Origin of the sequence: Arthrobacter nitrophenolicus, from assembly GCF_000332815.1 — a bacterium.
GTDB lineage: Bacteria > Actinomycetota > Actinomycetes > Actinomycetales > Micrococcaceae > Arthrobacter > Arthrobacter nitrophenolicus.
This window is the reverse complement of sequence record NZ_AOFD01000004.1, coordinates 42,485-66,246: the sequence shown is the minus strand read 5'-3', so window position 1 is coordinate 66,246 and position 23,762 is coordinate 42,485. Positions and strand designations below refer to the sequence as shown.

General features: G+C 68.9%; 13 protein-coding genes and 7 pseudogenes. 8 read left to right on the top strand and 12 right to left on the bottom strand.

The window, feature by feature from the left end; genetic code table 11:
• Nucleotides 1-26 precede the first annotated feature (26 nt).
• A complete protein-coding gene (locus G205_RS02170; protein WP_009356528.1) occupies nt 27-1,136 on the top strand; it encodes an LLM class flavin-dependent oxidoreductase in 1,110 nt (369 codons plus the stop codon).
• Nucleotides 1,136-1,597, top strand: a complete 462-nt coding sequence (locus G205_RS02165; protein WP_009356527.1) for a MarR family winged helix-turn-helix transcriptional regulator — start codon at nt 1,136-1,138, stop codon at nt 1,595-1,597. Before G205_RS02170 ends, G205_RS02165 begins: the two co-directional genes overlap by 1 nt.
• Here the strand turns inward: G205_RS02165 and G205_RS02160 are convergent.
• Nucleotides 1,594-2,400, bottom strand: a complete 807-nt coding sequence (locus G205_RS02160) for a transglutaminase-like domain-containing protein (RefSeq protein ID WP_009356526.1) — start codon at nt 2,398-2,400, stop codon at nt 1,594-1,596. The two genes, G205_RS02165 and G205_RS02160, sit on opposite strands and share 4 nt — an antisense overlap.
• A 72-nt stretch (nt 2,401-2,472) precedes the next feature.
• Nucleotides 2,473-3,276 carry a hypothetical protein gene (locus G205_RS02155; RefSeq protein ID WP_009356525.1) on the bottom strand — a complete coding sequence of 268 codons (804 nt, stop codon included), beginning with the start codon at nt 3,274-3,276 and terminating at the stop codon, nt 2,473-2,475.
• 158 nt (nt 3,277-3,434) lie between these two features.
• Between G205_RS02155 and G205_RS02150 the strand changes: the two genes are divergently transcribed.
• Nucleotides 3,435-4,094: a DUF1684 domain-containing protein gene (locus G205_RS02150; RefSeq protein ID WP_009356524.1), complete on the top strand. Its 660-nt coding sequence runs from the start codon at nt 3,435-3,437 to the stop codon at nt 4,092-4,094.
• 113 nt (nt 4,095-4,207) lie between these two features.
• Here the strand turns inward: G205_RS02150 and G205_RS02145 are convergent, their stop codons facing one another.
• The 5 genes and pseudogenes from G205_RS02145 to G205_RS02125 all read right to left on the bottom strand — a co-directional run bounded on the left by G205_RS02145 (nt 4,208) and on the right by G205_RS02125 (nt 10,059).
• Nucleotides 4,208-5,365, bottom strand: a complete 1,158-nt coding sequence (locus G205_RS02145) for a cysteine desulfurase family protein (protein ID WP_009356523.1) — start codon at nt 5,363-5,365, stop codon at nt 4,208-4,210.
• Between the two features lie 7 nt (nt 5,366-5,372).
• On the bottom strand, nt 5,373-6,290 hold the full coding sequence (gene nadC, locus G205_RS02140; RefSeq protein WP_009356522.1) for a carboxylating nicotinate-nucleotide diphosphorylase: 918 nt from the start codon (nt 6,288-6,290) through the stop codon (nt 5,373-5,375).
• Nucleotides 6,283-8,036 (bottom strand): annotated as a pseudogene (nadB, locus tag G205_RS02135) (L-aspartate oxidase). The gene nadC and the pseudogene nadB overlap by 8 nt, the downstream one beginning before the upstream one ends.
• A gap of 13 nt (nt 8,037-8,049) precedes the next feature.
• Nucleotides 8,050-9,353, bottom strand: a pseudogene (gene nadA / locus G205_RS02130) (quinolinate synthase NadA).
• A pseudogene (locus G205_RS02125) lies at nt 9,350-10,059 on the bottom strand (NUDIX hydrolase). The pseudogenes nadA and G205_RS02125 overlap by 4 nt, the downstream one beginning before the upstream one ends.
• A gap of 244 nt (nt 10,060-10,303) precedes the next feature.
• Between G205_RS02125 and G205_RS02120 the strand changes: the two are divergent.
• The 3 genes and pseudogenes from G205_RS02120 to G205_RS02110 all read left to right on the top strand — a co-directional run bounded on the left by G205_RS02120 (nt 10,304) and on the right by G205_RS02110 (nt 13,326).
• Nucleotides 10,304-11,700 (top strand): annotated as a pseudogene (locus G205_RS02120) (amino acid permease).
• A gap of 101 nt (nt 11,701-11,801) precedes the next feature.
• A complete protein-coding gene (locus G205_RS02115; RefSeq protein ID WP_009356520.1) occupies nt 11,802-12,590 on the top strand; it encodes an alpha/beta fold hydrolase in 789 nt (262 codons plus the stop codon).
• Nucleotides 12,591-12,678: 88 nt separating this feature from the next.
• Nucleotides 12,679-13,326, top strand: a complete 648-nt coding sequence (locus G205_RS02110) for a phosphoribosyltransferase (RefSeq protein ID WP_200859123.1) — start codon at nt 12,679-12,681, stop codon at nt 13,324-13,326.
• 95 nt (nt 13,327-13,421) lie between these two features.
• On the opposite strand, the gene G205_RS02105 is transcribed toward G205_RS02110, so the two are convergent.
• Entirely contained in the window at nt 13,422-14,753 is a 1,332-nt protein-coding gene (locus tag G205_RS02105) for an MFS transporter (RefSeq protein ID WP_009356518.1), read from the bottom strand.
• Between the two features lie 252 nt (nt 14,754-15,005).
• Here G205_RS02105 and G205_RS02100 point away from each other — a divergent pair, with 252 nt between their 5' ends.
• On the top strand, nt 15,006-15,740 hold the full coding sequence (locus tag G205_RS02100) for an IclR family transcriptional regulator (protein ID WP_009356517.1): 735 nt from the start codon (nt 15,006-15,008) through the stop codon (nt 15,738-15,740).
• A gap of 9 nt (nt 15,741-15,749) precedes the next feature.
• Here G205_RS02100 and G205_RS02095 read toward each other — a convergent pair.
• The 4 genes and pseudogenes from G205_RS02095 to G205_RS02080 form a co-directional block, all read right to left on the bottom strand.
• Nucleotides 15,750-17,079: pseudogene (locus G205_RS02095) on the bottom strand (MFS transporter).
• 134 nt (nt 17,080-17,213) lie between these two features.
• Nucleotides 17,214-20,309: an AAA family ATPase gene (locus G205_RS02090; protein WP_009356516.1), complete on the bottom strand. Its 3,096-nt coding sequence runs from the start codon at nt 20,307-20,309 to the stop codon at nt 17,214-17,216.
• Nucleotides 20,306-21,484: an exonuclease SbcCD subunit D gene (locus G205_RS02085; protein WP_009356515.1), complete on the bottom strand. Its 1,179-nt coding sequence runs from the start codon at nt 21,482-21,484 to the stop codon at nt 20,306-20,308. The genes G205_RS02090 and G205_RS02085 overlap by 4 nt, the downstream gene beginning before the upstream one ends.
• A gap of 57 nt (nt 21,485-21,541) precedes the next feature.
• Nucleotides 21,542-22,506 (bottom strand): annotated as a pseudogene (locus G205_RS02080) (aquaporin).
• 144 nt (nt 22,507-22,650) lie between these two features.
• Here G205_RS02080 and G205_RS02075 point away from each other — a divergent pair.
• Nucleotides 22,651-23,741, top strand: a pseudogene (locus tag G205_RS02075) (ADP-ribosylglycohydrolase family protein).
• The last annotated feature ends 21 nt before the right edge of the window (nt 23,742-23,762 follow it).

Genomic DNA, 23,762 nt, shown 5'->3' with positions numbered 1-23,762 from the left:
CGCAACTCCAGAGGAAAGGGCACATCATGCAGATCGGCGTCTTCAGCGTCAGCGACATCACCACGGATCCCACCACGGGCCGCACTCCCACCGAGAACGAGCGGATCAAGGCCTCTGTTGCCATCGCCAAAAAGGTCGAAGAGATCGGGATGGACGTCTATGCGCTGGGCGAGCACCATAACCGGCCGTTCTTCTCCTCCTCCCCCACCACCACGCTCGCCTACATCGCGGCTCAGACCGAGCGGATCATCCTGTCAACGGCCACCACGCTGATCACCACGAACGACCCCGTGAAGATCGCCGAGGACTTCGCGATGCTCCAGCATCTTGCCGACGGGCGCGTGGACCTGGTCCTTGGCCGCGGCAACACCGCACCGGTGTACCCCTGGTTCGGCAAGAACATCCAGGACGGCGTGGAGCTGGCCATTGAGAACTACAGCCTGCTGCGCCGGCTGTGGGACGAGGACACCGTGAACTGGTCCGGAAAGTTCCGCACCCCGCTGCAGAACTTCACCTCCACGCCCCGCCCGCTCGACGGCGTCGCCCCCTTCGTCTGGCACGGCTCCATCCGCACGCCGCAGATCGCCGAAGTGGCCGCGTACTACGGTGACGGCTTCTTCGCCAACAACATCTTCTGGCCCAAGGAGCACTACCAGCAGCTGATCGGCCTCTACCGCGAGCGCTACGAGCACTACGGCCACGGCAAGGCGGACCAGGCGATCGTTGGCCTGGGCGGCCAGTTCTTCATGCGGAAGAACTCCCAGGACGCCGTCCGGGAATTCCGGCCCTACTTCGACAACGCCCCCGTCTACGGGCACGGGCCGTCGCTGGAGGATTTCACCGCGCAAACGCCCCTTACGGTGGGCAGCCCGCAGGAAGTCATTGAAAAGACCCTGACCTTCCGCGAGCACTTCGGCGACTACCAGCGGCAGCTGTTCCTCATTGACCACGCCGGCCTTCCGCTGAAGACGGTGCTGGAGCAGCTGGACCTGTTCGGCGAGGAAGTCCTTCCGGTGCTGCGCAAGGAGTACGCCGCGCGCAAACCCGCCCACGTTCCGGAGCCGCCCACCCATGCAGGCCGCGTGGCCACGCTGCTGGCTGCCCAGGACGCTGCAAAGACCCCGGCGGAGGCGTAATGGCTGCCGGAGGACCGGAATCGCCCGTCCGCCTCGCGGCGGAGACCTGGGAGTCGCTGTTCCGGGCCCAGGTGGCTGTGATGCGGAAACTGCAGTCGGGCCCGGCTTTCCGGAAGCTGGCGGTAAACGAGTACGACGTCCTGTTCACGCTGTCCCGCTGCCCTTCCGGCTGGCTGCGGCTCAACGAGCTCAATGACAACGTCCTGCTGAGCCAGTCCAGCCTGAGCCGGCTGGTGGAGCGGCTGGAGAAGCGCGGGCTGGTGGCACGGATGCCGGCCCCGGAGGACGGCCGCGGCATCCTGATCCAGCTCACCGATGAAGGCCGGGAGCTCCAAAAGGAGATTGGCCGTGAGCACGTCCGCGACATTTCCGCGCTGGTGGGCCCGGCCCTGACGCCCGCGGAGCAGAAGGAGCTCCGCCGGCTGACCGACAAGCTCCGGGATTCCCTGGGGAAACGCTAGCCCAGCTGCACCAGCCGGCCGGCATCCTCAACCGGCAGGTCCCCGTTGACGACGGCGGTGACCTTCAGCTGGTTGAGGACCAGGCTGCCGCCCACCGTGGAGAGGAAGGCGGTATCTGAGGAGTCCCGCCCGGCGGTGATGCGCAACATCGACTCGCGCGGGGCGAGCCCCGTGGGGTCGATGACGTGCCAGGCGCCGTCCACGTAGGCCTCGGCCACGGCGTGGAAGTCCATGGGGTTGAGCCCGGGGGCGTAGACCGCCGCCAGGCGGGCCGGAATGTCCTTGGACCGCAGCAGGGCGATGGCGAGGTGCGCGAAGTCCCGGCACACGCCGCGCCTGCTGAGCAGCGTTTCCACGGCGCCGTCGGTGCCGCGGGATGAGCCGCTGAGGTAGCGGAGCTCGCCGTGGACCCAGTTGCGCACCGCGTGCAGCAGGCCGGTTCCGGAGACGCTGTCGAACTCGGCATAGGCAGTGGGCAGCAGCCGGTCCGACTCCGCATACCGGCTGGGACGGACGTAGCGGATGCGGTCGGCGAGGCCGGTGTCCTCCGGCTCCCCCCGCCCGGCCACGGTAGCCGCATACTCCACCGTGACGTCGGAGGGTTCGCTGAACTCCATGTAGTGGAACCTGCCGCCGTGGTGGTCGCCGATTTCGGTCAGCGCCACCTCCTCGCCGCCGGCCTTGACGGACAGGGACTCCTTGAAGGAGGAGTAGCCGCTGTTCCGTGCCACCGCGATGGCCATGGCCACCTTGGTGTTGGCTGCGGTGCGGAAGGCCAGGCGTGCGGAAACAGAGCGTTCCATGAATCTCCGGGGGTGTCGGCGTCGGAAGGAAAGCCCCCGCCATGCCCGCTCCTGTGGGAGCCGGCAGCGGGACTAGTTTTTGATCTCCAGAGACATTAGCATCCGCTGCACGTTGGCGAAGTCCGCGCTTCCCTCCACATACTCAGCCGCCTGGTCGAGGGTGTCGAACGCCTTGGCGGGGGCCACCTTCTCGTCCGGCGCGAACGCCTTCAGGGACACCAGGTCGCCGAAGGACCAGTCCCCCTTGCCCGCCGGTCCGCGGACCACGTTCCGGAGTTCGCACGCCTGGTTGCCGGCGCCGCCCACCACGTTGGTGATGCCGTAGGACCCGAAGAACCTGGACCCCTGGATCACCCGGAACACCATCCGCGGCGGGATGGTCCCCTCGCCGCCCGCGGCCGCCACGTCCACCGGCAGGCTGCTGATCACGGTGTACGGCTTGCGGACGCTTTCGGGGCAGTCAGCGGCCGACGGCGGCAGTCCGGTCCGCAGGGCTGCCATGAACGTGCCGTCGGGCTTCTTGACCTCAATCTTCAGCGCACCGGGCAGGGTCCCCTCATCAGGAGTTACGGACTGGGCGATCCACTCCTGCGGCAGTTCGAAACTCACGGTCTTCGCGGGATCGGAGAACGTCTTCCAGGCGGCGGCCGTGGCGGCAGGTGACGGTCCGGCGGTGGCAGTGGCGGAAGCCCCGTCCGTGGCCGGGGCTGGTGACGCGCCGGAACCGGCACTTGGGCCGGCAGGTGACGGCGTCGCGTCAGGCTGCGCCGTCCAACCGGGACCGCTGTCCTGCGGCCCGGAGCATCCAGGCACGGCCAACGCAGCAGCCAGCAGGAAAACGGCGGACAGGACGGGAACCGGTGCCTTGCCTCTCATGGAGCCAGCCTAGCCGCGCTTCCCTGCTTGCCACGGCGGGCGGCGGGGTGTTTCCTGCCGGCCCCTCCCGTCCGGATCCCAGCCGCCGGACCGGGCGTGCCCGGTGGGCGTGTCGCCGTCGAACCTGCATACCTGTCACGGGGGCTAGGCTGGGGACTATGGCGGAACAGCACGGCACGGCCGAAGAAAACCCCGCGGACATCTCCGCCGTCGACATCGCGGACTGGCGGCTCCGGACCTTTGCCCTGTACGAAAACGTCCGGAAGATCTCCGCCGAAAGTCCGGCGGAGGCGCATTCCTACTGGCGGCACCAGCGGGACCTGATGTTTGCCACGCACCCGGCCTCGGCACTCACTGCCGAGGGCAAGGCGCTGTTCTCCGGCCTCAAAACGGCCGACTATGACCCCATCTACCGCTTCCACGTGCCGCTGACCAAGGAGGGTGCCGGCCGGGAGATGGCGGTGGACACCGGGACCGACGGCGTGCTCCACTTCATCCGGCTGGGCACCTTTGACCTGCCGGAGATGGTGCAGCTTGCCGTGTGGAAACTGCATGGGTACGGCGGCGGCATCTTCGTGCCGTTCAGGGATGCGACGGCGGGCCAGCCGGGCGGCAGCTACGGTGGCGGACGGTACCTCCTGGACACCATCAAGGGCGCCTTCCACGGTGTCCAGGGCACCGGCGCCGATGCCACGTTCGTCCTGGACTTCAACTTTGCCTACAACCCGTCCTGCGCCTACAACGAGGCGTGGGCGTGCCCCCTGCCGGGCCCGGCCAACCGTCTGGCCGTGGATATCCCGGTGGGCGAGTTGTACTGACGCCCGCCTAAGCCGTGGCGTCGTCGCGCCGTCAAACAATGCTGCCGGCGCCCATGGCCAGCGACCAGCGATCAGCGACCAGCGCCGTCAGCCCGTGCGTTCAGCCGGCGCCGTCAGCCTGCGCCCAGGGCCCTGACGCTGGTGACGGCGGAACCCACGGCGGCGGCCGCAGCGGCCAGGTCCTCCGCGGTGACGTAGGAATCGAAGCTGAACCGGACCGCCGTCTGGGCAACCTCGGCGGGAATCCCCAGGGCCGTCAGCACCGGCGACGGCGCCTCCGATCCGGCTGCACACGCCGATCCGCTGGAACACACCACGCCCTGGCGTTCCAGTTCCAGCAGCACGGACTCGCCGCTGGTGCCGGGAAAGCAGAAGGACGCCACGGACGGGAGGCGGTCCGTGGGGTGGCCGGTGAGGACGGCTCCGGGGACGGCCGACAACACTGCACTGACGAAGTTGTCCCGTAGCGCCGTGACCCTCGCCTGCTGGTCCTGCTGGCGTGCCTGGGAAAGTGCCAGCGCGGTGGCCAGGCCGACGGCGCCGGCAACGTTCTCGGTGCCGGACCGCCGGCCGCGTTCCTGCCCGCCCCCGTGGATGAGCGGCTCCGTCCTTGTCCGGCTCCGGACAAAAAGCACGCCACAGCCTTTGGGCGCCCCCAGTTTGTGGCCGGAGATGCTCAGTGCGTCCACGCCGAGGGCCTTGGTGTCCAGGGCCAGCCAGCCTGCCGCCTGCACGGCGTCGGTGTGGAAGGGGATTCCGCGCTCCCTGGCCAGGGCGGCCAGCTCCGTGATCGGCTGGACGGTGCCCACCTCATTGTTGGCGTACATCACGCTGACCAGCGCCGTCTCCGGCCGGAGGACGTCCCCGAGCGCCTTGGGCGTCACCTGTCCATAGCTGTCCACCGGCACCACGTCCACGCTGAAGCCGTGGAAGCGTTCCAGGTAGCGGGCGGATTCCTCCACCGCCGGGTGTTCGACGGCGCTGATCACCACCCGGTTCACGGCAGGGTCCGCGGCCTGCCGGGCCAGGGCGATACCCTTCACGGCCAGGTTGTCAGCTTCGGTCCCTCCCGACGTGAAGGTCACTTCGCCCGGCCGGCAGCCCAGTGCGGCGGCCACGGAGGCCCGGGCGTCAGCCAGTGCCCGCGCGGCGGACTCCCCCAGCGTGTGGTGGCTGGAGGGGTTTCCGAATTCTCCGGTGAGGTAGGGCCACATGGCCTCGAGCACCTCACGGCGGACGGGGGTGGTGGCGGCGGCATCCAGGAAAATCACAGTGTGCTCACCCGACGGTCAGTTCCACGTCCAGGCCGAGGTCGAGGGCAGCCACTGTGTGCGTCAGGGCGCCGACGGAGATGACATCCACGCCGGTGGCGGCGATTTCCGCAACCGTGTGGATGTTGACGTTCCCGCTCGCTTCCACCCGGGCCCGTCCCGCCACCAGGGCAACCCCTGCGGCCAGCTCTTCGGTGCTGAAGTTGTCCAGCATGATGGTGTCCACGCCTGCCGCCAGGACCGGTTCAATCTGGTCCATCCGGTCCACTTCCACTTCGAAGTGCGTGGTGTGCCCCAGCTGCGCCCTGGCTTCCAGCAGCAGTTCCGTGAGCCTGGCCGGGTCCCCGCCGGTCATCACCGCCAGGTGGTTGTCCTTGGCCAGCACGGCGTCGGAAAGGCTGTACCGGTGGTTGGCCCCGCCGCCGCAGCGCACGGCAAAGCGCTCCAGGATCCGCAGGCCGGGGGTGGTTTTCCGCGTGTCGGTGATCCGTGCCCGCGTGCCCCGGGTCAGCTGCACGAACTCGGCGGTCCGGGTGGCGATGGCGGACATCCGCTGGACCAGGTTGAGTGCAACCCGCTCGGCGAGCAGCACGGACCTGGCGGGGCCGCTGACCCGGGCGAGGTGCGTGCCGGCGTCGAACGTTGCCCCGTCCGCCACCAGCAGTTCGACGCTGATGCCCGGATCCACCAGCTGCATCGCATCGCGGAACACGGTGGCCCCGCTGAGGACGCCGGGCACGCGGGCGTTCAGGACGGCCGTGGCGCGGGCGGCGGCCGGGATCAGCAGCTGCGAGGTGATGTCCCCGGCGGGGGCGTCCTCGGCGTACGCCCGTTCCAGGATTTCCCGGACAGGGCCTGCGGGAAGGGTCAGGCCGGGCGCCCGCCCGGGACGGACGGCCTGGTCGATTACGGAGTGCTCAGTCATGGGCAAGGCTCGCTTTCGGAAGTGACATGGTTTCGACGGGTTCGTCGCTGCGGTAGTGGGCACCAAGGGATTCGGAGCGTTCCAGCGCTGCAGCAACCAGCAGCCGGGCCGCCAGCAGCAGGTTCCGGTCCTCATGCGCAGCGACAGCATCAGCAGCACCGGTTGGAACGACGCCGGCCCACCGCTCCAGGGTGCCGGCGGCCTCCCCCAACAGCTCCCCCGACCGCAAAACACCAGCATGCGAGGTCATCAACCGGCGAAGAGCCTCCCGCGAAAAACGAGCATCCCCTCCCCCACTAAACGAGAAAAAGGCCCCGCCAGCTGAACCGACCCTTGCGGCTCCCAAGGTGCAGCGTGGCTCGGCGCCTGCCGGTGCTCCGGAAGCGGACGTCAAGGGGAGGCCGGCAGCGGCCGAGACAGTCCGCGGAGGAGCGCCGGCAGGCGCCTCCCAAGAAGCGCCGTCGGGCGAGGCGAGGAAGTCCTCAACAGCGCGGCGGCCGAAGACGAGTCCTTCGAGGAGCGAGTTGCTGGCCAGCCGGTTTGCGCCGTGGACACCGGTGCGGGCGACTTCGCCGGCGGCGTAGAGCCCGGGGATGCTGGTGCGGGCGGAGTGGTCGGTGGCGATGCCGCCCATCCAGTAGTGGGCCGCCGGCGCCACCGGGACAAGTTCGCGGTCCAGTCGATGCCGGCCTCGCGGGTCTTCCGGGTGAGGGTGGGGAACCGGCCCTCGAGGAACCCTTCGCCGCGCGCCTCCTCGATGACGCGTGCGTCCAGGTAGACGTGGCCGTTCGGGTCGCCGAGTTTGGCCAGGTGGAGGGCGATGCTGCGTGATACGACGTCGCGCGGGGCGAGTTCGGCGTCGGGGTGGTAGGCGCGCATGAAGCGGCGCCCGCCGGCGTCAACCAGGATGGCGCCTTCCCCGCGGACCGCTTCGGAGATCAGCAGCGGCCCGGCCGGGGCGGCAGACCGGTCAGCGGCCGTGTCCACCATGCAGGTCGGGTGGAACTGGAAGAACTCCAGGTCCGCGGTGGCTGCGCCGGCGCGGACGGCGAGCGCGAGGCCGTCGGCAGTGGCAACGCCGGGGTTGGTGGTCTGGGCGAACAGTTGGCCGGCGCCGCCCGTGGCCAGGAGGACGGCGTCGGCCTCGATGCCGGCTGTCCGGCCGTCCTGAAGATACCCGACGCCGGTGACCCGGCCGCCGTCCTTCAGCAGGGCGGTTGCGTAGGCCCTGGTCAGGACCCGCAGTTTGCCTTCCCCCTGCGCTGCCAGCACGGCACGGATCAGGGCCTCGGCAACCCTGGCGCCGGTGGCATCGCCGCCGGCGTGGAGGATGCGGGGCGCGCTGTGCGCCGCTTCCAGGCCAAGGGCCGGGCCGCCGCCGTTCCCCATGTCAAAGCGCACGCCGAACCGCCGGAGGCCCTCAATGTCCAGCCGCGCTTCGGTGCACATGAGCCGGACGGCCACTTCATCGCAGTGCCCGGCACCGGCCCGGAGTGTGTCTGCGATGTGCGCGGCCACGGTGTCGCCGGGCGCGGGGTCCTGGAGCACGGCTGAAATCCCGCCCTGGGCGTACCAGGTGTTGCTTTCGTCCAGCCGGCCCTTGGTCAGCAGGACGGTGTCGGCACCGGCGTCGGCCGCCAACAGGGCGGCGTACAGGCCGGCGATGCCGCTTCCGACGACGACGAGCCGCTGCCGGGCGGGCGCTGCTGAGCTGGTCCCGGACGGGACCGTCCCTCGCTCGAACATGGTGGGGCCTTCGCTACGGCCTGGCCGCGAGCATGCGCTCAAGGGCGGTCCGGGCGTTGGCCTGCACGGCATCGTCCACGGTGATCCTGTTCACCACCCGGCCGGCAACCAGTTCCTCGAGCACCCAGGCGAGGTAGCCCGGGTGGATCCGGTACATGGTTGAGCAGGGGCAGATAACGGGGTCAAGGCAGAAGATGGTGTGCTGCGGGTACTCGGCGGCGAGCCGGTTCACCATGTTGATCTCGGTGCCGATCGCGAAGGTTGTGGGCTCCGTGGCGCCGGCGATGGCTTTCTTGATGAAGTCCGTCGAACCGGCGGAATCGGCGGCGTTCACCACTTCCATGGGGCACTCCGGGTGGACGATCACCTGGACGCCGGGGTAGTCGGCCCGTGCCTTGTCGATCTGGGCGGTGGTGAAGCGCTTGTGGACGGAGCAGAACCCGTGCCACAGGATGACCCGTGAATCCAGGAGCGCCTGCTCCCCGTTGCCGCCGAGTTCCTTGCGCGGGTTCCACATGGGCATCTGCTCCAGCGGCACGCCCAGCGCCTTTGCGGTGTTGCGGCCAGGTGCTGGTCCGGGAAGAACAGCACGCGCTGTGCCCGCTGGAAGGCCCATTCAAGGACTGTCTTAGCATTGGACGAGGTGCACACGATGCCCCCGTGCTCGCCGCAGAATGCCTTGAGGGCTGCGGAGGAATTCATGTAGGTGACGGGAATCACCGGAACCCGGCCGTCGGCGTCGGGCTCGGTGCCGAAGATTTCCTCCAGCTGTTCCCAGCACTCGGCGACGGAGTCGGCGTCGGCCATGTCCGCCATGGAGCAGCCGGCGGCGAGGTTAGGCAGGATGACAGCCTGGTCGGGCTTGGAGAGGATATCCGCGGTTTCAGCCATGAAGTGGACCCCGCAGAAAATGATGGCTTCTGCGTCCGGCCGGGTGAGTGCGGCGTTGGCCAGCTGGAAGGAGTCGCCCACGAAGTCCGCGTACTGGACAACCTCGTCCCGCTGGTAGAAGTGCCCCAGGATGACGGCACGGTCCCCCAGGGCAGCTTTGGCGGCGGTGATTCGTTCGGCAAGCTCGGCGTCGCTGGCCAGCTTGTATTCCTCAGGCAGCTGCCCCTGCCGCGGGGTGGCCGCCGGCGCCACGTCGGCGCTGGAGGCTCCCGGACCGTAGGCGGGGATGCCGGCAAGCGCCTCGGCCAGATCGTAGTCCCACGGGCCCTTGGCGAGGGCGGGGCTGCAGGTGCTGCCTTTGGCGGCTGCCCCCTTTTCGGCCTGTTCACGCGTGATGAGCTGGATTGCTGTGTTGACGCTGCTCATAGTGTGCTCCTGTTGTCTGGATCAAGGCCGGGACGGCCGGTAAAGCGGTAGAGGCGGGGCGGGCGGTGTTTACCGCCCTGGAGGAATTGGTCTGTTTCTTCGATTTCCGGGGTGGACCTGAGCTGGCGCCGGAAGTTGGCAGGGTCCAGCTGGCGGTCCAGGACGCTTCGTAGACCTCGCGGACCTGGGCGAGGGTGAAGTACTCGCCCAGGAGGTGGTAGGCCACCGAGCCGTAGGCCAGCTTGTTCCGGAGGCGCCAGAGTGCGTAGTCCACAATCGCGTTATGGTCGAACGCCAGGTCGCCCAGCCGGTCCGCCCGGAACCACCGCACATTCTCGGAAACGTCGGCCAGCGCCGCCTCCGTCGGCTGGACCAGGGCCCAATAGACAATGGAGACCACCCGCTGGGTGGGTGACCGGTGCAGGCCGCCGAAGGCGTACAGCTGCTCCAGGTAGTTGGGGGCCAGGCCGGTCGTTTCCCGAAGGTTCCGTGATGCGGCGTCCTGGAGGGACTCATCATGGCTGAGGGGGCCGCCGGGCAAGGCCCACAGTCCCTTGAAGGGTTCGCGGATTCGGCGCACCAGCGGCAGCCACAGGGTGGGCCGGCCCGATGTTTCGCTGGGCCGCAGGGCAAAAATCACCGTGGAAATGGCAAGCGAAGGGGGCGCGGCACGGCGCTCGGAGACATTCGCTGAGCTGTAGTACATACATCCACCTCCTTCTTCATTCCGGTCCGGCTGCCGGTCCCGCCAGTTATAGTCAACGTGACCTTAACTGATTCTAAGGCCGTCGGGCCCTAAACCGGAAATGTGTCCGACGCGTCGGAAATGCGCCCCGGGCCGGATGCGCCCGGAGGCCCGGCAGGGGCGTTTCGGCAGGGCGCCCGCCAGGCGGTAAATTCGAGTGGTCCCAAGAGGACGAAAACCCAAGACCCCAAGAAGGTTCACTTCCATGACGACGAAGTCCGCCCCCGCCCGCCCGCAGCACCACCTCGGCCACAGCATGAAGCCCCGGCAGCTCACCATGATGGGGCTGGGATCCGCCATCGGCGCCGGCCTGTTCCTCGGTTCCGGCGCCGGCATCCAGGCGGCGGGCCCCGCTGTGCTGGTCTCCTACCTTGTGGCAGGGACACTCATCATCCTGGTGATGTGGGCACTGGGCGAGATGGCGGCGGCGAATCCGACCAGCGGGGCCTTCTCCGTCTATGCGGAAAGGGCCCTGGGCAAGACTGCCGGGGCCACCATCGGGTGGCTGTGGTGGCTGCAGCTGGTGGTGGTGATCGCCGCCGAAGCACTCGGCGCCGCAGGGCTGCTGTTTTCGGTATGGCCCGTCATCCCGGTCTGGGCACTTGCACTGGTGTTCATGGTGGTCTTCACCGGGATCAACCTGGCCGGCGTCCGGAACTTCGGGGAGTTCGAATTTTGGTTTGCCATCCTCAAGGTGGCCGCGATCGTGCTGTTCCTGGTGGTGGGCGCAGCCTTCTGCTGGGACTCCTGCCGGACGTTGCCTCGCCCGGCCTGGCAAACCTCACCACGGATTTCGCCCCGCAGGGACTGGGAGGCATCGCCTCGGCGCTCTTCGTGGTGATCTTCGCCTTCGGTGGAACCGAAATCGTCTCGGTGGCGGCAGCGGAGACGGAAGATCCCGAGCACAGCGTGGGAAAGGCCATCCGCACCGTGGTGTGGCGGATCCTGGTGTTCTACATCGGCTCGGTGTTCGTCATCGCCGCAGTCCTTCCCGCCACGTCCGGCGCACTGGCGTCGCCCTTCGCCGGCGTCCTCGACGCCGCAGGCATCCCGGGTGCCGCCACAGCCATAACCCTGGTGGCCGTCGTCGCGCTCCTTTCCGCGCTGAATGCCAACCTGTACGGCGCCTCGCGGATGGTCTATTCGCTGGCGGAGCGGGGGGAGGCGCCGGCTTTCCTCTCGCGGCTGGCCGGGCAGAGCGTCCCGATGCTCGCGGTCGCGGTCTCCGTGGCCTTCGGTTTCATTGCCACCGTCCTGGAACTGCTCTTCCCGGAGCGCATCCTGCCGGCGCTCTTCCAGCTGGTGGGGTCCACCTGCCTGGTGGTGTGGGGCAGCGCGCTGGTGTCCCAGCTGGTGCTGCGCCGCCGCGCGGACCGGGAGGACATCCGCCTCCCCCTGCGGATGAAGGGCTTCCCGGGCCTCACTATTGTTGGCCTGGTCCTGCTGGCACTGATCTTTGCCGTCGGCTTCAGCGCCGACGCCAGCCGGGTGCAGCTTTTCAGCACCTTTGCCCTGATCGCCGGCATCGCCCTCGCCTGCGCGCTGGGAGCCCGGTTCACACGCCGGTCCTCCGGCGCCGCCCGGCGCCAGCACGGCAGGTAGAGTGATGCCAGGCACCGTCGCGCCGGGCCCGCCCGGACGCATGAGTTGATGAGGACTGACAGCATGAGTGCAGGCACACCGGCCAACAGCAAACCCACACTGTGGAGGGCACGGACCCCCAGCTGTACGTGGGGGTCCACGAACCGGAGGAGGATGCCGGGCTCCGGCCGGTGCTGCTGCTGCACGGCTTTTCCTCCTCCTCCAAGCTCAACTGGGAGGACACCGGCTGGGTGCAGGCGCTGCTGCAGGCGGGACGCCGGGTGATCACCGTGGACCTGCCGGGGCATGGCCGCAGCGGTGCGCCCGAGGACCGTGATTCCTACTCCCCCAGCAGGATCCGTGCGGACCTGCTGCAGGCAGCGTTCGACGCCGGCGTTCGGCCTCTTCAGGCCGGCGACCCTTCCAGCGGACTGGACGTTGTGGGCTATTCGCTGGGTTCCCGGCTCGCCTGGGAGTTCGGCGCAACCCAGCCGGAGATCGTCCACCGACTGGTCCTGGGTGGAGCGAACACCGCAGATCCACTGGCGGAGTTCGACCTGGTGGCCGCCCAGGACTACCTGGCCGACGGCACCCCGATCGCCGACGAATCCACTGCCCGTCTCCTGAAGATGGCCCTGCTGCTGCCCAGCAACAACATCTTCGCCCTCCTGTCCCTGGTGGAGGCCATCAAGGCAGAACCGTACGACCCTTCCGAGGCCGTCCCCCACGTTCCGATGCTCCTGGTCTCGGGCGACCAGGACGAACGGGTGGGCAGCCTGCCGAAACTCGCAGAGCTGGCGGCAAGCGCCGGTTCCATGGCCGAACAGCTGGTCCTGCCGGGACGCAACCACACCAACGCTGTCACCAGCCGGGCCTTCAAACAGGCTGCCATCGCGTTCCTGGCCATATAGGTCCGGCATCTCTGCCGCATGGCCCGGGCACAGGCTGCCGGGGCTGGCGGTAGGCTGAAGCCAGGTGCAGGAAAGCCTGGAGGAGCAGATGGTTACCCGTTTCGAAGACCGCACGGAGGCCGGCGAGCGGCTGGCCGCGGTACTTCCGCAGTTCCGGGAGCGGCCGGACACCCTGGTCCTGGGCCTGGCACGCGGCGGGATTCCGGTGGCCGCTGCGGCCGCCAAGGCCCTCTACCTTCCCGTGGGAACGGTGCTGGTGCGGAAACTGGGCATCCCGGGACATGAGGAGACCGCCTATGGAGCGCTGGCATGGGCACGCGGCCGCATTGTCCGGCTCATCAACAAGCCCCTGCTGGACCGCGTCCTGGAGCACGGGGTTCGCCGCGAGCGGCTCGATGAAGTGGAGGAGCGCGAGCGTGCCGAACTGCTCCGCCGCGTGGACCTCTACCCCGGCACCGAACATGACCTCAACGGGAAGACCGTGGTGCTGGTGGACGACGGCCTGGCCACTGGAGCCACCATGCGGGCCGCCGTCGAGGCAGTCCGCGAAGGTGGGGCCGCTACCGTGGTGGCCGCCGCTCCGGTGGCCTCCATCGATGCCGAGGCCTCCGTGGAGCGCGTTTGTGACGCCGTGATCTGCCTGCACCTGCCGGGCAAGTTCCGTGCGGTGGGCAGCTTCTACCGGCATTTCGAACAGCTCACCGACGACGACGCCATCAGCTTCCTGAGTCAGTAGCACTTCCAGCCACGCACGGCAGCGGGCCCGGACCACCTGGTCCGGGCCCGCTGCCGGCCTATTGATTGTTGCGGCGCTTTTGGCTGCCCTGGTCGCTAGTGGTGGCTGACTCCCAGCGGCCTGCCCTTGGTTTCCTTTGCGAGCACCACGCCAATGGCGGAGATGACGCAGAGCACCATGATGTAGATACCGATGGAACCGGCCCACTTGGTGGTCTGCAGCAGGAACTCGGCGATGGTGGCCGCGAACGCGCCGCCCAGGATGGCGCCGAAGGCATACCCAATGGAAATACCCGAATAGCGGACATTCGCCGGGAACATTTCCGCGTACATCGCGGACATGGGGCCATAGGAGAGGCCGAGGCCGATCGTGAGGACGAACAGCGCCACGCCGTAGAGCCAGATGTTCTTCGTGTCGATCAGGGCGAACATCGGAATCATCCAGGCGAAGACGATGGCATAGCCGGTGAGGAAGGTCTTGACGCGGCCGATGCGGTCCGAGAGCCACCCGCCTACCAGCGTAAAGATCAGCCAGCCGAAGGAGGCCAGGGTGGTGGCCAGCAGGACCGGCGGGGCAGGCATCTGCAGCGTGCGGGTTGCGTAGGCGATGAAGAACGCGATCAGCAGGTAGCCGGCGGCGTTGTTGGCGATGAAGATCATGGTGGAGTACAGGACCGGCTTCTTGTGGCTGCGGACCAGTTCACCCAGCGGCGCCTTGCTCTCCGCCTTGCGGGCGGCCATCTCCTGGAAGACCGGGCTTTCCGCCACGGCGCGGCGGATGAGGTAACCCACCACGATCAGCACGATGGACAGCAGGAACGGCACCCGCCAGCCCCAGGCGGCGAAGTCTTCCTTGGACATGCTGCTGTTCAGGAAGAACAGCAGGCCCGTGGCCAGGATCATGCCCACGGGAACCCCGATCTGCGGATAGGCGCCGAACAGGCCACGCTTGTTCAGGGGTGCGTGCTCCACGGCCATCAGCGCCGCACCGCCCCATTCGCCGCCGGCCGAGAAGCCCTGGACGATCCGAAGGAGGATCAGCAGGATGGGGGCCCAGGCGCCGATCTGCGCGTAGGTGGGCAGCATGCCGATCAGCGCCGTTGCCGCGCCCATCATCACCAGCGTGAAGACGAGCATGGCCTTGCGTCCCAGCCGGTCGCCCAGGTGTCCCGCGACGACGGCGCCAAGCGGCCGGAACAGGAAGCTGATGCCGATCAGGGCAAAGGAGAGGATCTGGGCCAGGCCGGGATTCGATGCGTTCAGCGGCGCAAGGAACAGCGGTGACAGCAGCGTTGCGGTCAGCTGGGCAAAGATGAAGAAGTCGTACCACTCGATGGTGGTGCCTACGAGGGTTCCGGCGAGGACCTTGCGTTCCTCCCGGCGGGTGCTGGGGCCGGCAAGGGTGTCCACCTTGGACGGTGTGGTCATTGAAACTCCATTGTTCATTGGCAGCAGTGCCGCCGGGACGCCTTCAGGATTACCGACAGAACGGTCAGTTAGTTAGTAGGGTACTACGAAATTGTGAGACAAGACACGCCCTGCGTGAACTTTCGTTGAGGGGAGGCCAATGGCTGCGGCGTTCCATATGGGAATCCCGGGTTCACATTCCGGAAAAGTGCGGGGACTGGGTCACAATAGGAGCTACGGAACGCAATCAGCCGGCCACCTAGGATGGAACCCATGACTCCCCCCGCTGCAGCCCCTTCAGGAGCCGCGCCGGCGCAGGCTTCCGCGTCCCAGACGCTGTCCAGGGGCATCCGCGCCCTGGAAATCCTCGCCGCCGCCCCCGGGCCGTTGACCATCGCGGAACTGGCCGACGCCATGGGCGTGCACCGATCGGTTGCCTACCGGATCCTGCGCACCCTTGAGGACCATTCGCTGCTGGTGCGGGACGACGCCGGCAAAGTCCAGCCGGGGCCCGGGCTGGCCGTCCTGGCGCGTGGGGTTTCGCGGAACCTCCAGGCGGCGGCGCTTCCCGAGCTGACCCATTTGGCCAACACCCTGGACATGACGGCCTTCGTCGCTGTGTGGGACCACCACGACTGCATCACCCTTGTGACCGTCGAGCCCAGGCATTCAGGCGCTACAGTGGCCCAGCATCCGGGCACCCGGCACCCGATCAACGCCGGCGCCCCGGGCATCGCCATCCAGTCGGCACTCACGGAAGCCGAATGGGACCGGCTGGACACGGGGATCCCCTACCGCCCGGAGGCGGGCGAGGCACGCCGGAAAGGCTACTCGGCCAGCCATGACGAAGTCATTGCGGGCGTCTCCTCGCTGGCAGCCCCGGTCCGGGTACCTGGCGGACGACCGGCCGCACTCGCCGTCGTCTATATCCGTTCCGCCCATGATCCGGAGACCGTGGGGGCCGCCCTTGCCGAAAGTGCCGCCCGGATCGAGCGCCAGCTGGCCTAACGGCAGCGGTCAGTTGGCGGCCTGCCGGGTCCGCAGGACCCGGGCGGCCGCGGCCCCGAGCAACGCCAGCACCACGCAGCGCCGACAGGAACCACGAAGGCCGCATGGTGGCCGCCGGCTTCTGCCAGGTAGCCGCCGATGGAGGAGCCAAGCGCTGTTCCCGCCACAATCCCGCTGGCCAGGGCAGTCATGACGGTTCCCAGCCGGCCCGCAGGTGCCAGCACGCCGCCGGCTGCGAACACCGTGACCATGACCGGGCCCACCGGCAGCCCGAGGGTGAGCAGGACGGCCACCATGCCGGCGAGCGAGGACGGAACCAGCAGCAGCAGCGCCAGCAGCGCCATCAGCGCCGCAGACAGGGTCCACCGCCGGGAGAGCCCGAACCGCTGGGGCCAGTAGGCAACCGAGAGGGCAGCAGCGGCGGAGCTCAGGCCCATGACGGCATACAGCAGTCCGGCGAGTTCGGATCCTGCCTGGCCGGCCGAAAAGGAGCTCAAGGCAGCCTGCGTGGAGCCGAAGAAGGTTCCCATGCAGACCATGGCCGCCACGGGCAGGGCTACTGCCGCGGGGATCCTGCCGGCGCCCTGGTTGCCCTTGTTCCCGTTGTCGCCCTTGGTCCGTCCCGGGCCTGGCCGGACCGACCGGTGGGTGGGATGGGCGGCGAAGGCGGGAACCAGGATGATGGTCATCGCCGCAGCGAGCGCCAGCGGGAGCCATGGAGCCACGAGGCTGGCGAGGATGCCCACCAGTGCCGGCCCCAGGACAAAAGTCACCTCATCCGCGGTGCTTTCGTAGGACAATGCGGTATCCAGGTCCCGCTTGTTGGCCGTTGCGGGCCCGTGCAGTGTCAGGGCCATCCAGCGGACCCGCGCGAGCGGGCCCACCTGCGGGCAGCTGGCGCCGGCGGCGAACGCGGCGGCAAGGATTGCCGGGTGGAAGCCCCCGGAGCTGCCCAGGCCCGTGGCCGTGAGGATCAAAGCCACCACTGCTGCGGTGTTGATGAGCGCAGAGACCATCAGGACGGGACGCTGCCCCCGCCTGTCGGCCAGGGCGCCAAGCACGGGGGCACCAAGGCTGAGCCGATGCCCACGGCTCCGGCGGCCGTCCCGCCCGCGGCGTAGGAGCCGCTGACGGAGGTGACCATGGTGAGCGTGCCGACGGTGAGCATGGCCAGCGGCAGCCGGGCGAAGAGCCCGATGGGGATGAAGCTGCGGCCGGCCAGGTGGGAGAGCCTGGCGAAACGCCCCTGCGGTGCAGTTCGTGTACGTGCAGTGCCTGAAGGGGAAACCTGGCCGCGGGTGCTGGAGGTGTCTGTGGACGGGGAGGTTGGTGATGTCATTGCGGGCTCGTTCAGTTCATGCGCATCGTCCCTCCTCCCGATGCGCGCAACCCGGTAACTGGAAAATTATAGCGTGGAAGTCATAGTGCGCCCCCGAATGCCGCCGGGCACCCGCTTCAGGCGGGACTGGCGGATCAGGCTCCCAGATCCGCAGCCTCGGAAATCCGCAGCGTGGACCCGTTCCGGCCTTTTAGCACCTGCAGCTGGGTGCCGATACGCTGCTTCATTTCGCCGACGTGGCTGACGAGCCCCACCACGCGCCCGCCGTCGCGCAGGCCCTCCAGCGCGTCCATGACTTGCTCCAGCGACTGCTCGTCCAGGCTTCCGAATCCCTCGTCCACAAAAAGTGTCTCAATCTCGACGCCGCCCGCTTCCTGCTGCACGACGTCGGCGAGGCCAAGCGCCAGGGACAGGGATGCCATGAACGACTCGCCGCCGGAGAGGGTGGAGGTATCGCGGCGGCAGCCGGTCCACTGGTCCACCACTTCCAGGCCCAGCCCGGACCTGGCACCCCTGGCGGCCTTGGCATCAGTGTGCTGCAGCAGGTAGCGGCCATCACTCATTGCCACCAGGCGCTCTGACGCCGCGAGGGCCACCTGCTCAAGCCGCGCCGCCAGCACGTAGCTGTTCAGGCTCATCCTGTACGTGTTCTCCCCCCGGCCGGCCGCGGCATCGGCCAGGCCCGCGAGCATCTGCGCATGCTCCGCCGGTCCGCGGACAGATTCCGTCAATGTCTCATACTCCACGCTGATCGCGGCCAGTGATTCCTGGCAGCGGCCCGCCATGCCGGCTGCGAGCTGGGCATCCCGCGCCTCCTGGCGGGCAGCGTCCGCGGCGTCACGCAAGGCGGCAAAACGTTGCTCGTCAACGGTGAATCCGGCGGCCTGTTCCTCAAGGGCCAGCACGATGTCCTCCGAGGCAAAGAGCTCGTCAACCCTGGCTGCCTCATCCCGGACGGCACGGACCTCATCCTCCAGGGCGGCTGCCTGGGCGGACGGAAGCAGCTGCTCCCTGGCTTCGCCGGCAGTGGCGAAGCCGGCCTCCGGCAATGCCAGCTCCAGCTGTGCCCGGGCCTCGGCAGCCTGCGCCCGGGCACGATCCAACTGCGCCCCGGCCTCCACTGCCTTGTCCAGGACAGCCACCGCGTCCTCCAAGGACCGCAGCCGGCGGGACAAGGTGCGGTGCCCGCCGCGCAGCTCCGAGAGGGCATGGTCCAGGGAGGAAGCCTGCCCGGACAGGTCTGCCAGCGAGGCCTTCACCTGGTGCAGTTCCGCGTCCATCCCGGCCCTTGACGCCTGGGCCGCTGCAAGGTCTGCGTCCAGGGCATCCAGGCGGGTCCGGACTGCCGCAAGCTCCTTGACTGCCGCGTCGGCTTCGGCGGCCGCGGCACGGGCCACGTCCGCGCTTCCAAGGGCGTCGGCTTCGGGGGTGTCCCCGCCCTGGCCCGCGAGGACTGCCACGTGCTGGTTTGCTTCAGCCAGTTCGGCACTGACCAGGGTGAAGGCGGCTTCTGCGGCTTCATACCCGGCGTGGGCTGCGTCCTCCTCCTGGGCGAGGCCCGGACCTCCAGGCCCGGCGGCGGCGGGGGCTGGATGGTCTTCACTGCCGCAGACCGGGCACGGAGCTCCCTCGGCCAGCTGCGCGGCCAGCTCGGCAGCTGCGTTCGCCAGCCGCTCTTCCCGAAGATCCAGCCAGCGGCGTTTGGCTTCCAGCTGGTTCTCGCGGCAGGCGTCATACCGCAGCTTTACGGCGTCACGGGCTGCGGCAGCCGCCGCATGCCGGCGGACAACGTCCAGCAATTCGGTGGCGGCAGCGGCTTCCTTGGTGCGCAGCGCGGCAGTGCCAGCGTGCTGGACCAGCTCGTCCCTGCCCCCGGCGAGCCGGTCGCGTTCTTCCTGGAGCGCCGCCATCCGGCCGTCCAGTCCCGAGATCCCACTTTCCAGTTCCTGTTGCTTCCCGGCCAGCCGGTTCTGCTGCCCGCGGAGGGCCTGCAGCCTGTCCTCGTCCGGCAACCTTGCCTCGACGACGGCCAGAAGCGAGCGCAGACGGCCCAGCTCCCCGGCTGCAGCCGCAGCGCCTGCACCGGCCAGCCCCGCATCCTGCACACCAGCACTGTCCCGGCCAGGTGCTTCGGCCCAGCCCAGTTCCAGCCGGGAAATTTCAGTGCTGTCTTCCACGGCGAGGCGGAGCAGGGTATTGGCAGACTCGGCGGCGCCGGCGGCGCTCCGCACCCTGGCCTCCGCTGCATCAACACCCTTCAGGTGCCCGTCGAGGACGGCTGCCTGCCGGTGGCGCGCCAGGCGGAGGGCCAGGCTTTCCAGCCGGGGCGCGGCTTCCTGGACGGCCGCCCGGCGGGATCCGGCGGCGTCAAGCCGGCGGCACCGCCCTATCCTGGCGCTTTCCTCATCAACGGCACGGGCTTGCGCGCTGCTTTCCGTTTCGGCCGCCTTTGCCACGTCCCTCAGGTGGTCCAGACGTTGCCTCGCCGCATGGCGCAGCCATTCCAGCCGGGCAGCCATATTCTCGGCGAGTGGAGCGTCTGCCGCGTCCAGTTCCACGGCGGCTGCTTCGGATTCAGCGCGTGCAGCGAGGACTTCGAGTTGTCCGGCCAGGGCGGAGACTTTCTCCCTTGCCTCAACCGCCTGGCGGGAAAGTTCCTGTTCCAGGGCCTCAAAACGCTGGGTGCCGAACAGCTTTTGCAGCAGTTCCAGCCGGTCTGCGGCCTTTGACCGCAGGAATGCGGCAAAGTCCCCCTGCGGGAGCATCACCACCCGGGTGAACTGTTCCCGGTCCATGCCGAGCAGGGCCAGGATTTCGGCCCCGGCCTCGTCATTCCGCGCCGATTTCTCCACCCATGCGCCATCCACGAATTCCCGAAGGAGGGTCTTGGCCTGCTGGGTGGTGAACCCGTTCCTGCCCCGCGCACTGGGCTTGTCCCAAGCCGGCGAGCGCGTCACTTCGAACCGCCGCCCCTGTGCGGAGAATTCACAGCTGACGGCCGGCTCCCGGCCCGGTTCAGCATGGTCGCTGCGCAGGCGCTTGCCGTCCTGGCGGGCCCCGGGAACGGACCCGTACAGGGCAAAGCAGATGGCGTCCAGGACGCTGGTCTTTCCGGCGCCGGTGGGCCCGTTGAGGAGGAACAGCCCGTGGCCGCTCAGCCGGTCAAAGTCGATGTCTTCCGTGCCGGCGAAAGGGCCGAATCCGGAAATGCTCAGGTGGTGGATCCTCATCGCGAACCCTCCAGCAAGCGCACGTTCTCAAGGGCGGCGGCGAGGGCCGCTTCCTCAGCCGCGTCCGGGACGCGGCCGCGCACGTGCTCGAGGAACCCGCAGCACACGGCGAGATCGTCCGGCGCCTCGGCCAGCCTGCTGCTGTAGGTGGCGGCACTGGCGGCAGTCCCGCCCTGGGGCTCGAAGCCCAGGACCAGGGTGTCCGGAAACCGTTCCCGAAGCCTGTCCATTGCCCGGACAGGCCGCTGCGCGTCCGTGAGGGTGATCTGGCAGTAGGCGGTTTCAGCCCACGCGTGTTCCGGCGACTCCAGGAGGTCCTGCAGCGGACCCCGCAGGACGGCCAGGGAGCGTGCCGCTTCGAACAGCACTTCCTCCACTGCCTCGACCCCGTCCGGTCCGATGTCCACCAGCCAGGCCCCTTTCCGGTGCCGCGCCTCCGAAAACGAATAGGCCAGCGGGGATCCGGAATACCGCACTTCAGGGGACAACGCCTGGCGGCCGTGCAGGTGGCCGAGGGCGGTGTAGCTGAAGCCCTCGAAGAGGTCCAGGGGTACGGCACCCACTCCCCCGATGCTGAGGTCGCGTTCACTGTCCGAGCTGATGCCGCCGCTGGCAAACGTGTGGGCCAATACCACCGACTGGATGGGGGCACTGGCCGCACGGCGCGCGATGTCTTCACGGATCAGGCTTGTGGCAGCCCGGGTGACCTCGAAGTGGCTGGCCGTCTGCACGCCCAGCTGCCCCGCGACAAGCCGGGGTTCAAGCCAGGGGATGCCGTAGATGGCCAGAGTGGCTTCCTTCCCTGCCCGGTCCGCGCCGAGTGGCAGCAGCAACGGCTCGTCCAGGTTCTCCACGCGGGTCCGGAGGTGCACTCCCCCGCGTTCCAGCAGCCGGGCGGCAAAGCCAAGGCGGATGGCGGAGTCGTGGTTTCCACTGGTGAGGACCACCTTGGCGCCGGCCGACGTCAGCCGGACCAGGGCCTCGTCCAGCAGGTGGACCACGTCCACGCCCGGCAGTGCGCGGTCGTAGACATCACCGGCGATCAGGACGACATCCACCTGGTGCCCGGCCACCGCCTCCACGAGCTGGTTGATGAAGGCGCGCTGGGACTCCAGCATGCCCACGCCGTGGAAGGAGCGGCCCAGGTGCCAGTCCGATGTGTGTAGTAACCGCATATTCCCAAGCTATCCGGAGCCACTGACAGTTTGCGTCACCGCCGCAGCTGCCCGCGTTCAGCCCCTCTTGCCCTCGAAGAATTCCTGCGCCTCGCTGGCGCCGCCGTCGCTGTCCTTCCGGGACACTGCCACGCCCCCCGTCGGGGCAGCCACGGGCGCCGCGTCGCCTTCGTCGTCGGACACGTCGGACACGTCGGACACGTCGGACCCGGTGGACCCGCCGGTTTCTGCGCCCGGCCCCGAAGCCGGGACTGCGTGTTCGCCTGCCTGCTCACCCGCCCGGAAAGTGCGGAACACCAGGCCGGCGACGGCGGCACCGGCCAGCGGCGCGGCAAGGAAAACCCACAGCTGTTCCAGCGCCCAGCCGGAGCTGAAGAACGCGGATGCCGCGGCACGTGCCGGGTTGAACGGGAGATTGCCCACCGCCTGTCCCAGCTGCAGCAGGGCCGCAAACGTCAAACCCACGGCGACCGGCGCGGCGGCGCTGTTGGCCCGGCCGCGGGCGGCCGCGCCGAGGAACACGGAGACGATGATGGCGGCGCCGATGACCTCCAGCAGCAGCACAGCGGCCAGTGGCGCCTGGACGATGGAGTGCTCGCCGAAGCCGGCGGTGACTGTGTCGAACGCCGTGCGGCTGTCCGCGATCCCGGGAAGGTCCGCAGGACCGCGTAAAGCGCCAGCGCTCCGAGTGACGCCCCGGCAAGCTGGGCCGCCACGTAGGCGGCCGCAGCCCCGGCGCGGATGCGTCCCGCCAGGAGGTGGCCCAGGGTGATGGCCGGGTTGAAGTGGCCGCCAGAGACGTGTCCGAACGCCAGCATTGCGGCGGTCACGGCCAGGCCGGCGGCGAGGGCTGCAGGCATCGGGCTGGACTGCGGGATACTGAACAGCGGCACCCCCAGGCCGGTGACGGCCAGGATCAGGCTGCCGAATCCCTCGGCGGCGAGCCTGGGGAACAGGCCGGGCCGGGAAGCGTCCGGGCTGCCGGTCAGGGCGTCGGGTCGGGCTGGAACGGGGGTGCTCATCGTGGAACCTTCAGGTCGGTGTTCATGCGGGTGCTGCCGCCGGGCAACCTGAGCATTATTCCAGCCCAGGCTGGAGGTTTGCTGGGGCCCGGAGCGAACAAGACGCCGGCGGGACCGGCCCGGGCGCCACGGTAAATTTACTGCATGAGCATCCACACCGGGGCACCCGCGCCCACTTTGAAGTCACGCATCCACGGTTCCCTGCTGGGCGGCGCGCTGGGTGACGCGCTGGGTTACGCGGTGGAGTTCGACGGCATGGACGAGATCCGGCGCCGCTTCGGCGCTGACGGGCTCACCGGTTTCGAAGCACTGTCCGGCGGCAGCCACTTCTCCGACGATACCCAACTGACGCTCTACACCGTGGACGGGCTGGTGGAGGCGCTGGAATGGGCCAACTCGGGCGTGGGGGCGGACGTCAATGCGTGCCTCTGGCTCGCCTACCTGCGGTGGCTGGCCACACAGGGCGAACCAGCCCCCGCCTCGGCTCCCGTGCCCCAGCCCCGCTGGATCGATGGACACACCGTGCTGCACCAGCGCCGGAACCCGGGCAGGGCCTGCATCTCAGGGCTGGCGACCGGCGAGATGGGTACCGCGGTGCGCCCCGTCAATCCGGAGTCGAAGGGGTGCGGCACGGTGATGCGGTCGGCACCGTTCGGGCTGGTCCCGCACATCACGCCCGACGCCGTGTACAAGCTAAGTGCCGATGCCGCCTCCCTCACGCACGGCCATCCGTCCGCCCGGCAGAGCGCCGGGATCTTCAGCCTCCTGGTCCACAGGCTGGTCTCGGGCGAAGGCCTGGCGGAGGCGGCGGCCGGCGTCACGGCCCATGCCGCAACCATCACCGGAGTGGCCCCCGAACTGCCGGAACGGCTGCAGGCGGCGCTCCAGCTTGCGGACAAAGGCATCGTCGGCCGGAGGAACTGACGCAGGTGCTGGGCGGAGGCTGGGTGGCCGAGGAGGCGCTCGCTCTCGCACTGTACGCCGTGCTGGCCACCACGCCGGATGACTCTGACGGGCCGGACACACCGGCGGTCCGGCACTTTCGCGACGCCATAACCCTGGCCGTCAACCATGGCGGCGACAGCGACTCCACCGCCTCCGTGGCCGGCAACATCCTCGGCGCCTACTACGGCGAGGACTGCCTGCCCGGCGACTGGCTTGAAGCGCTGGAGGCCCCTGACGTTATCCGCGGGATGGCCGACCTCCTGGTGCGCGTCACCACCGGCGAAGGCTGATGCCGGCGGCCGCCGGACCAG

What these genes read in the sequence shown, in the direction of transcription:
- G205_RS02105 (WP_009356518.1), bottom strand. Translation starts at nt 14,753, where the DNA reads ATGACCACACCGTCCAAGGTGGACACCCTTGCCGGCCCCAGCACCCGC.
- G205_RS02085 (WP_009356515.1), bottom strand. Translation starts at nt 21,484, where the DNA reads ATGCGGTTACTACACACATCGGACTGGCACCTGGGCCGCTCCTTCCAC.
- G205_RS02090 (WP_009356516.1), bottom strand. Translation starts at nt 20,309, where the DNA reads ATGAGGATCCACCACCTGAGCATTTCCGGATTCGGCCCTTTCGCCGGC.
- G205_RS02155 (WP_009356525.1), bottom strand. Translation starts at nt 3,276, where the DNA reads ATGAGAGGCAAGGCACCGGTTCCCGTCCTGTCCGCCGTTTTCCTGCTG.
- G205_RS02100 (WP_009356517.1), top strand. Translation starts at nt 15,006, where the DNA reads ATGACTCCCCCCGCTGCAGCCCCTTCAGGAGCCGCGCCGGCGCAGGCT.
- G205_RS02170 (WP_009356528.1), top strand. Translation starts at nt 27, where the DNA reads ATGCAGATCGGCGTCTTCAGCGTCAGCGACATCACCACGGATCCCACC.
- G205_RS02150 (WP_009356524.1), top strand. Translation starts at nt 3,435, where the DNA reads ATGGCGGAACAGCACGGCACGGCCGAAGAAAACCCCGCGGACATCTCC.
- G205_RS02165 (WP_009356527.1), top strand. Translation starts at nt 1,136, where the DNA reads ATGGCTGCCGGAGGACCGGAATCGCCCGTCCGCCTCGCGGCGGAGACC.
- G205_RS02110 (WP_200859123.1), top strand. Translation starts at nt 12,679, where the DNA reads ATGGTTACCCGTTTCGAAGACCGCACGGAGGCCGGCGAGCGGCTGGCC.
- nadC (WP_009356522.1), bottom strand. Translation starts at nt 6,290, where the DNA reads ATGACTGAGCACTCCGTAATCGACCAGGCCGTCCGTCCCGGGCGGGCG.
- G205_RS02160 (WP_009356526.1), bottom strand. Translation starts at nt 2,400, where the DNA reads ATGGAACGCTCTGTTTCCGCACGCCTGGCCTTCCGCACCGCAGCCAAC.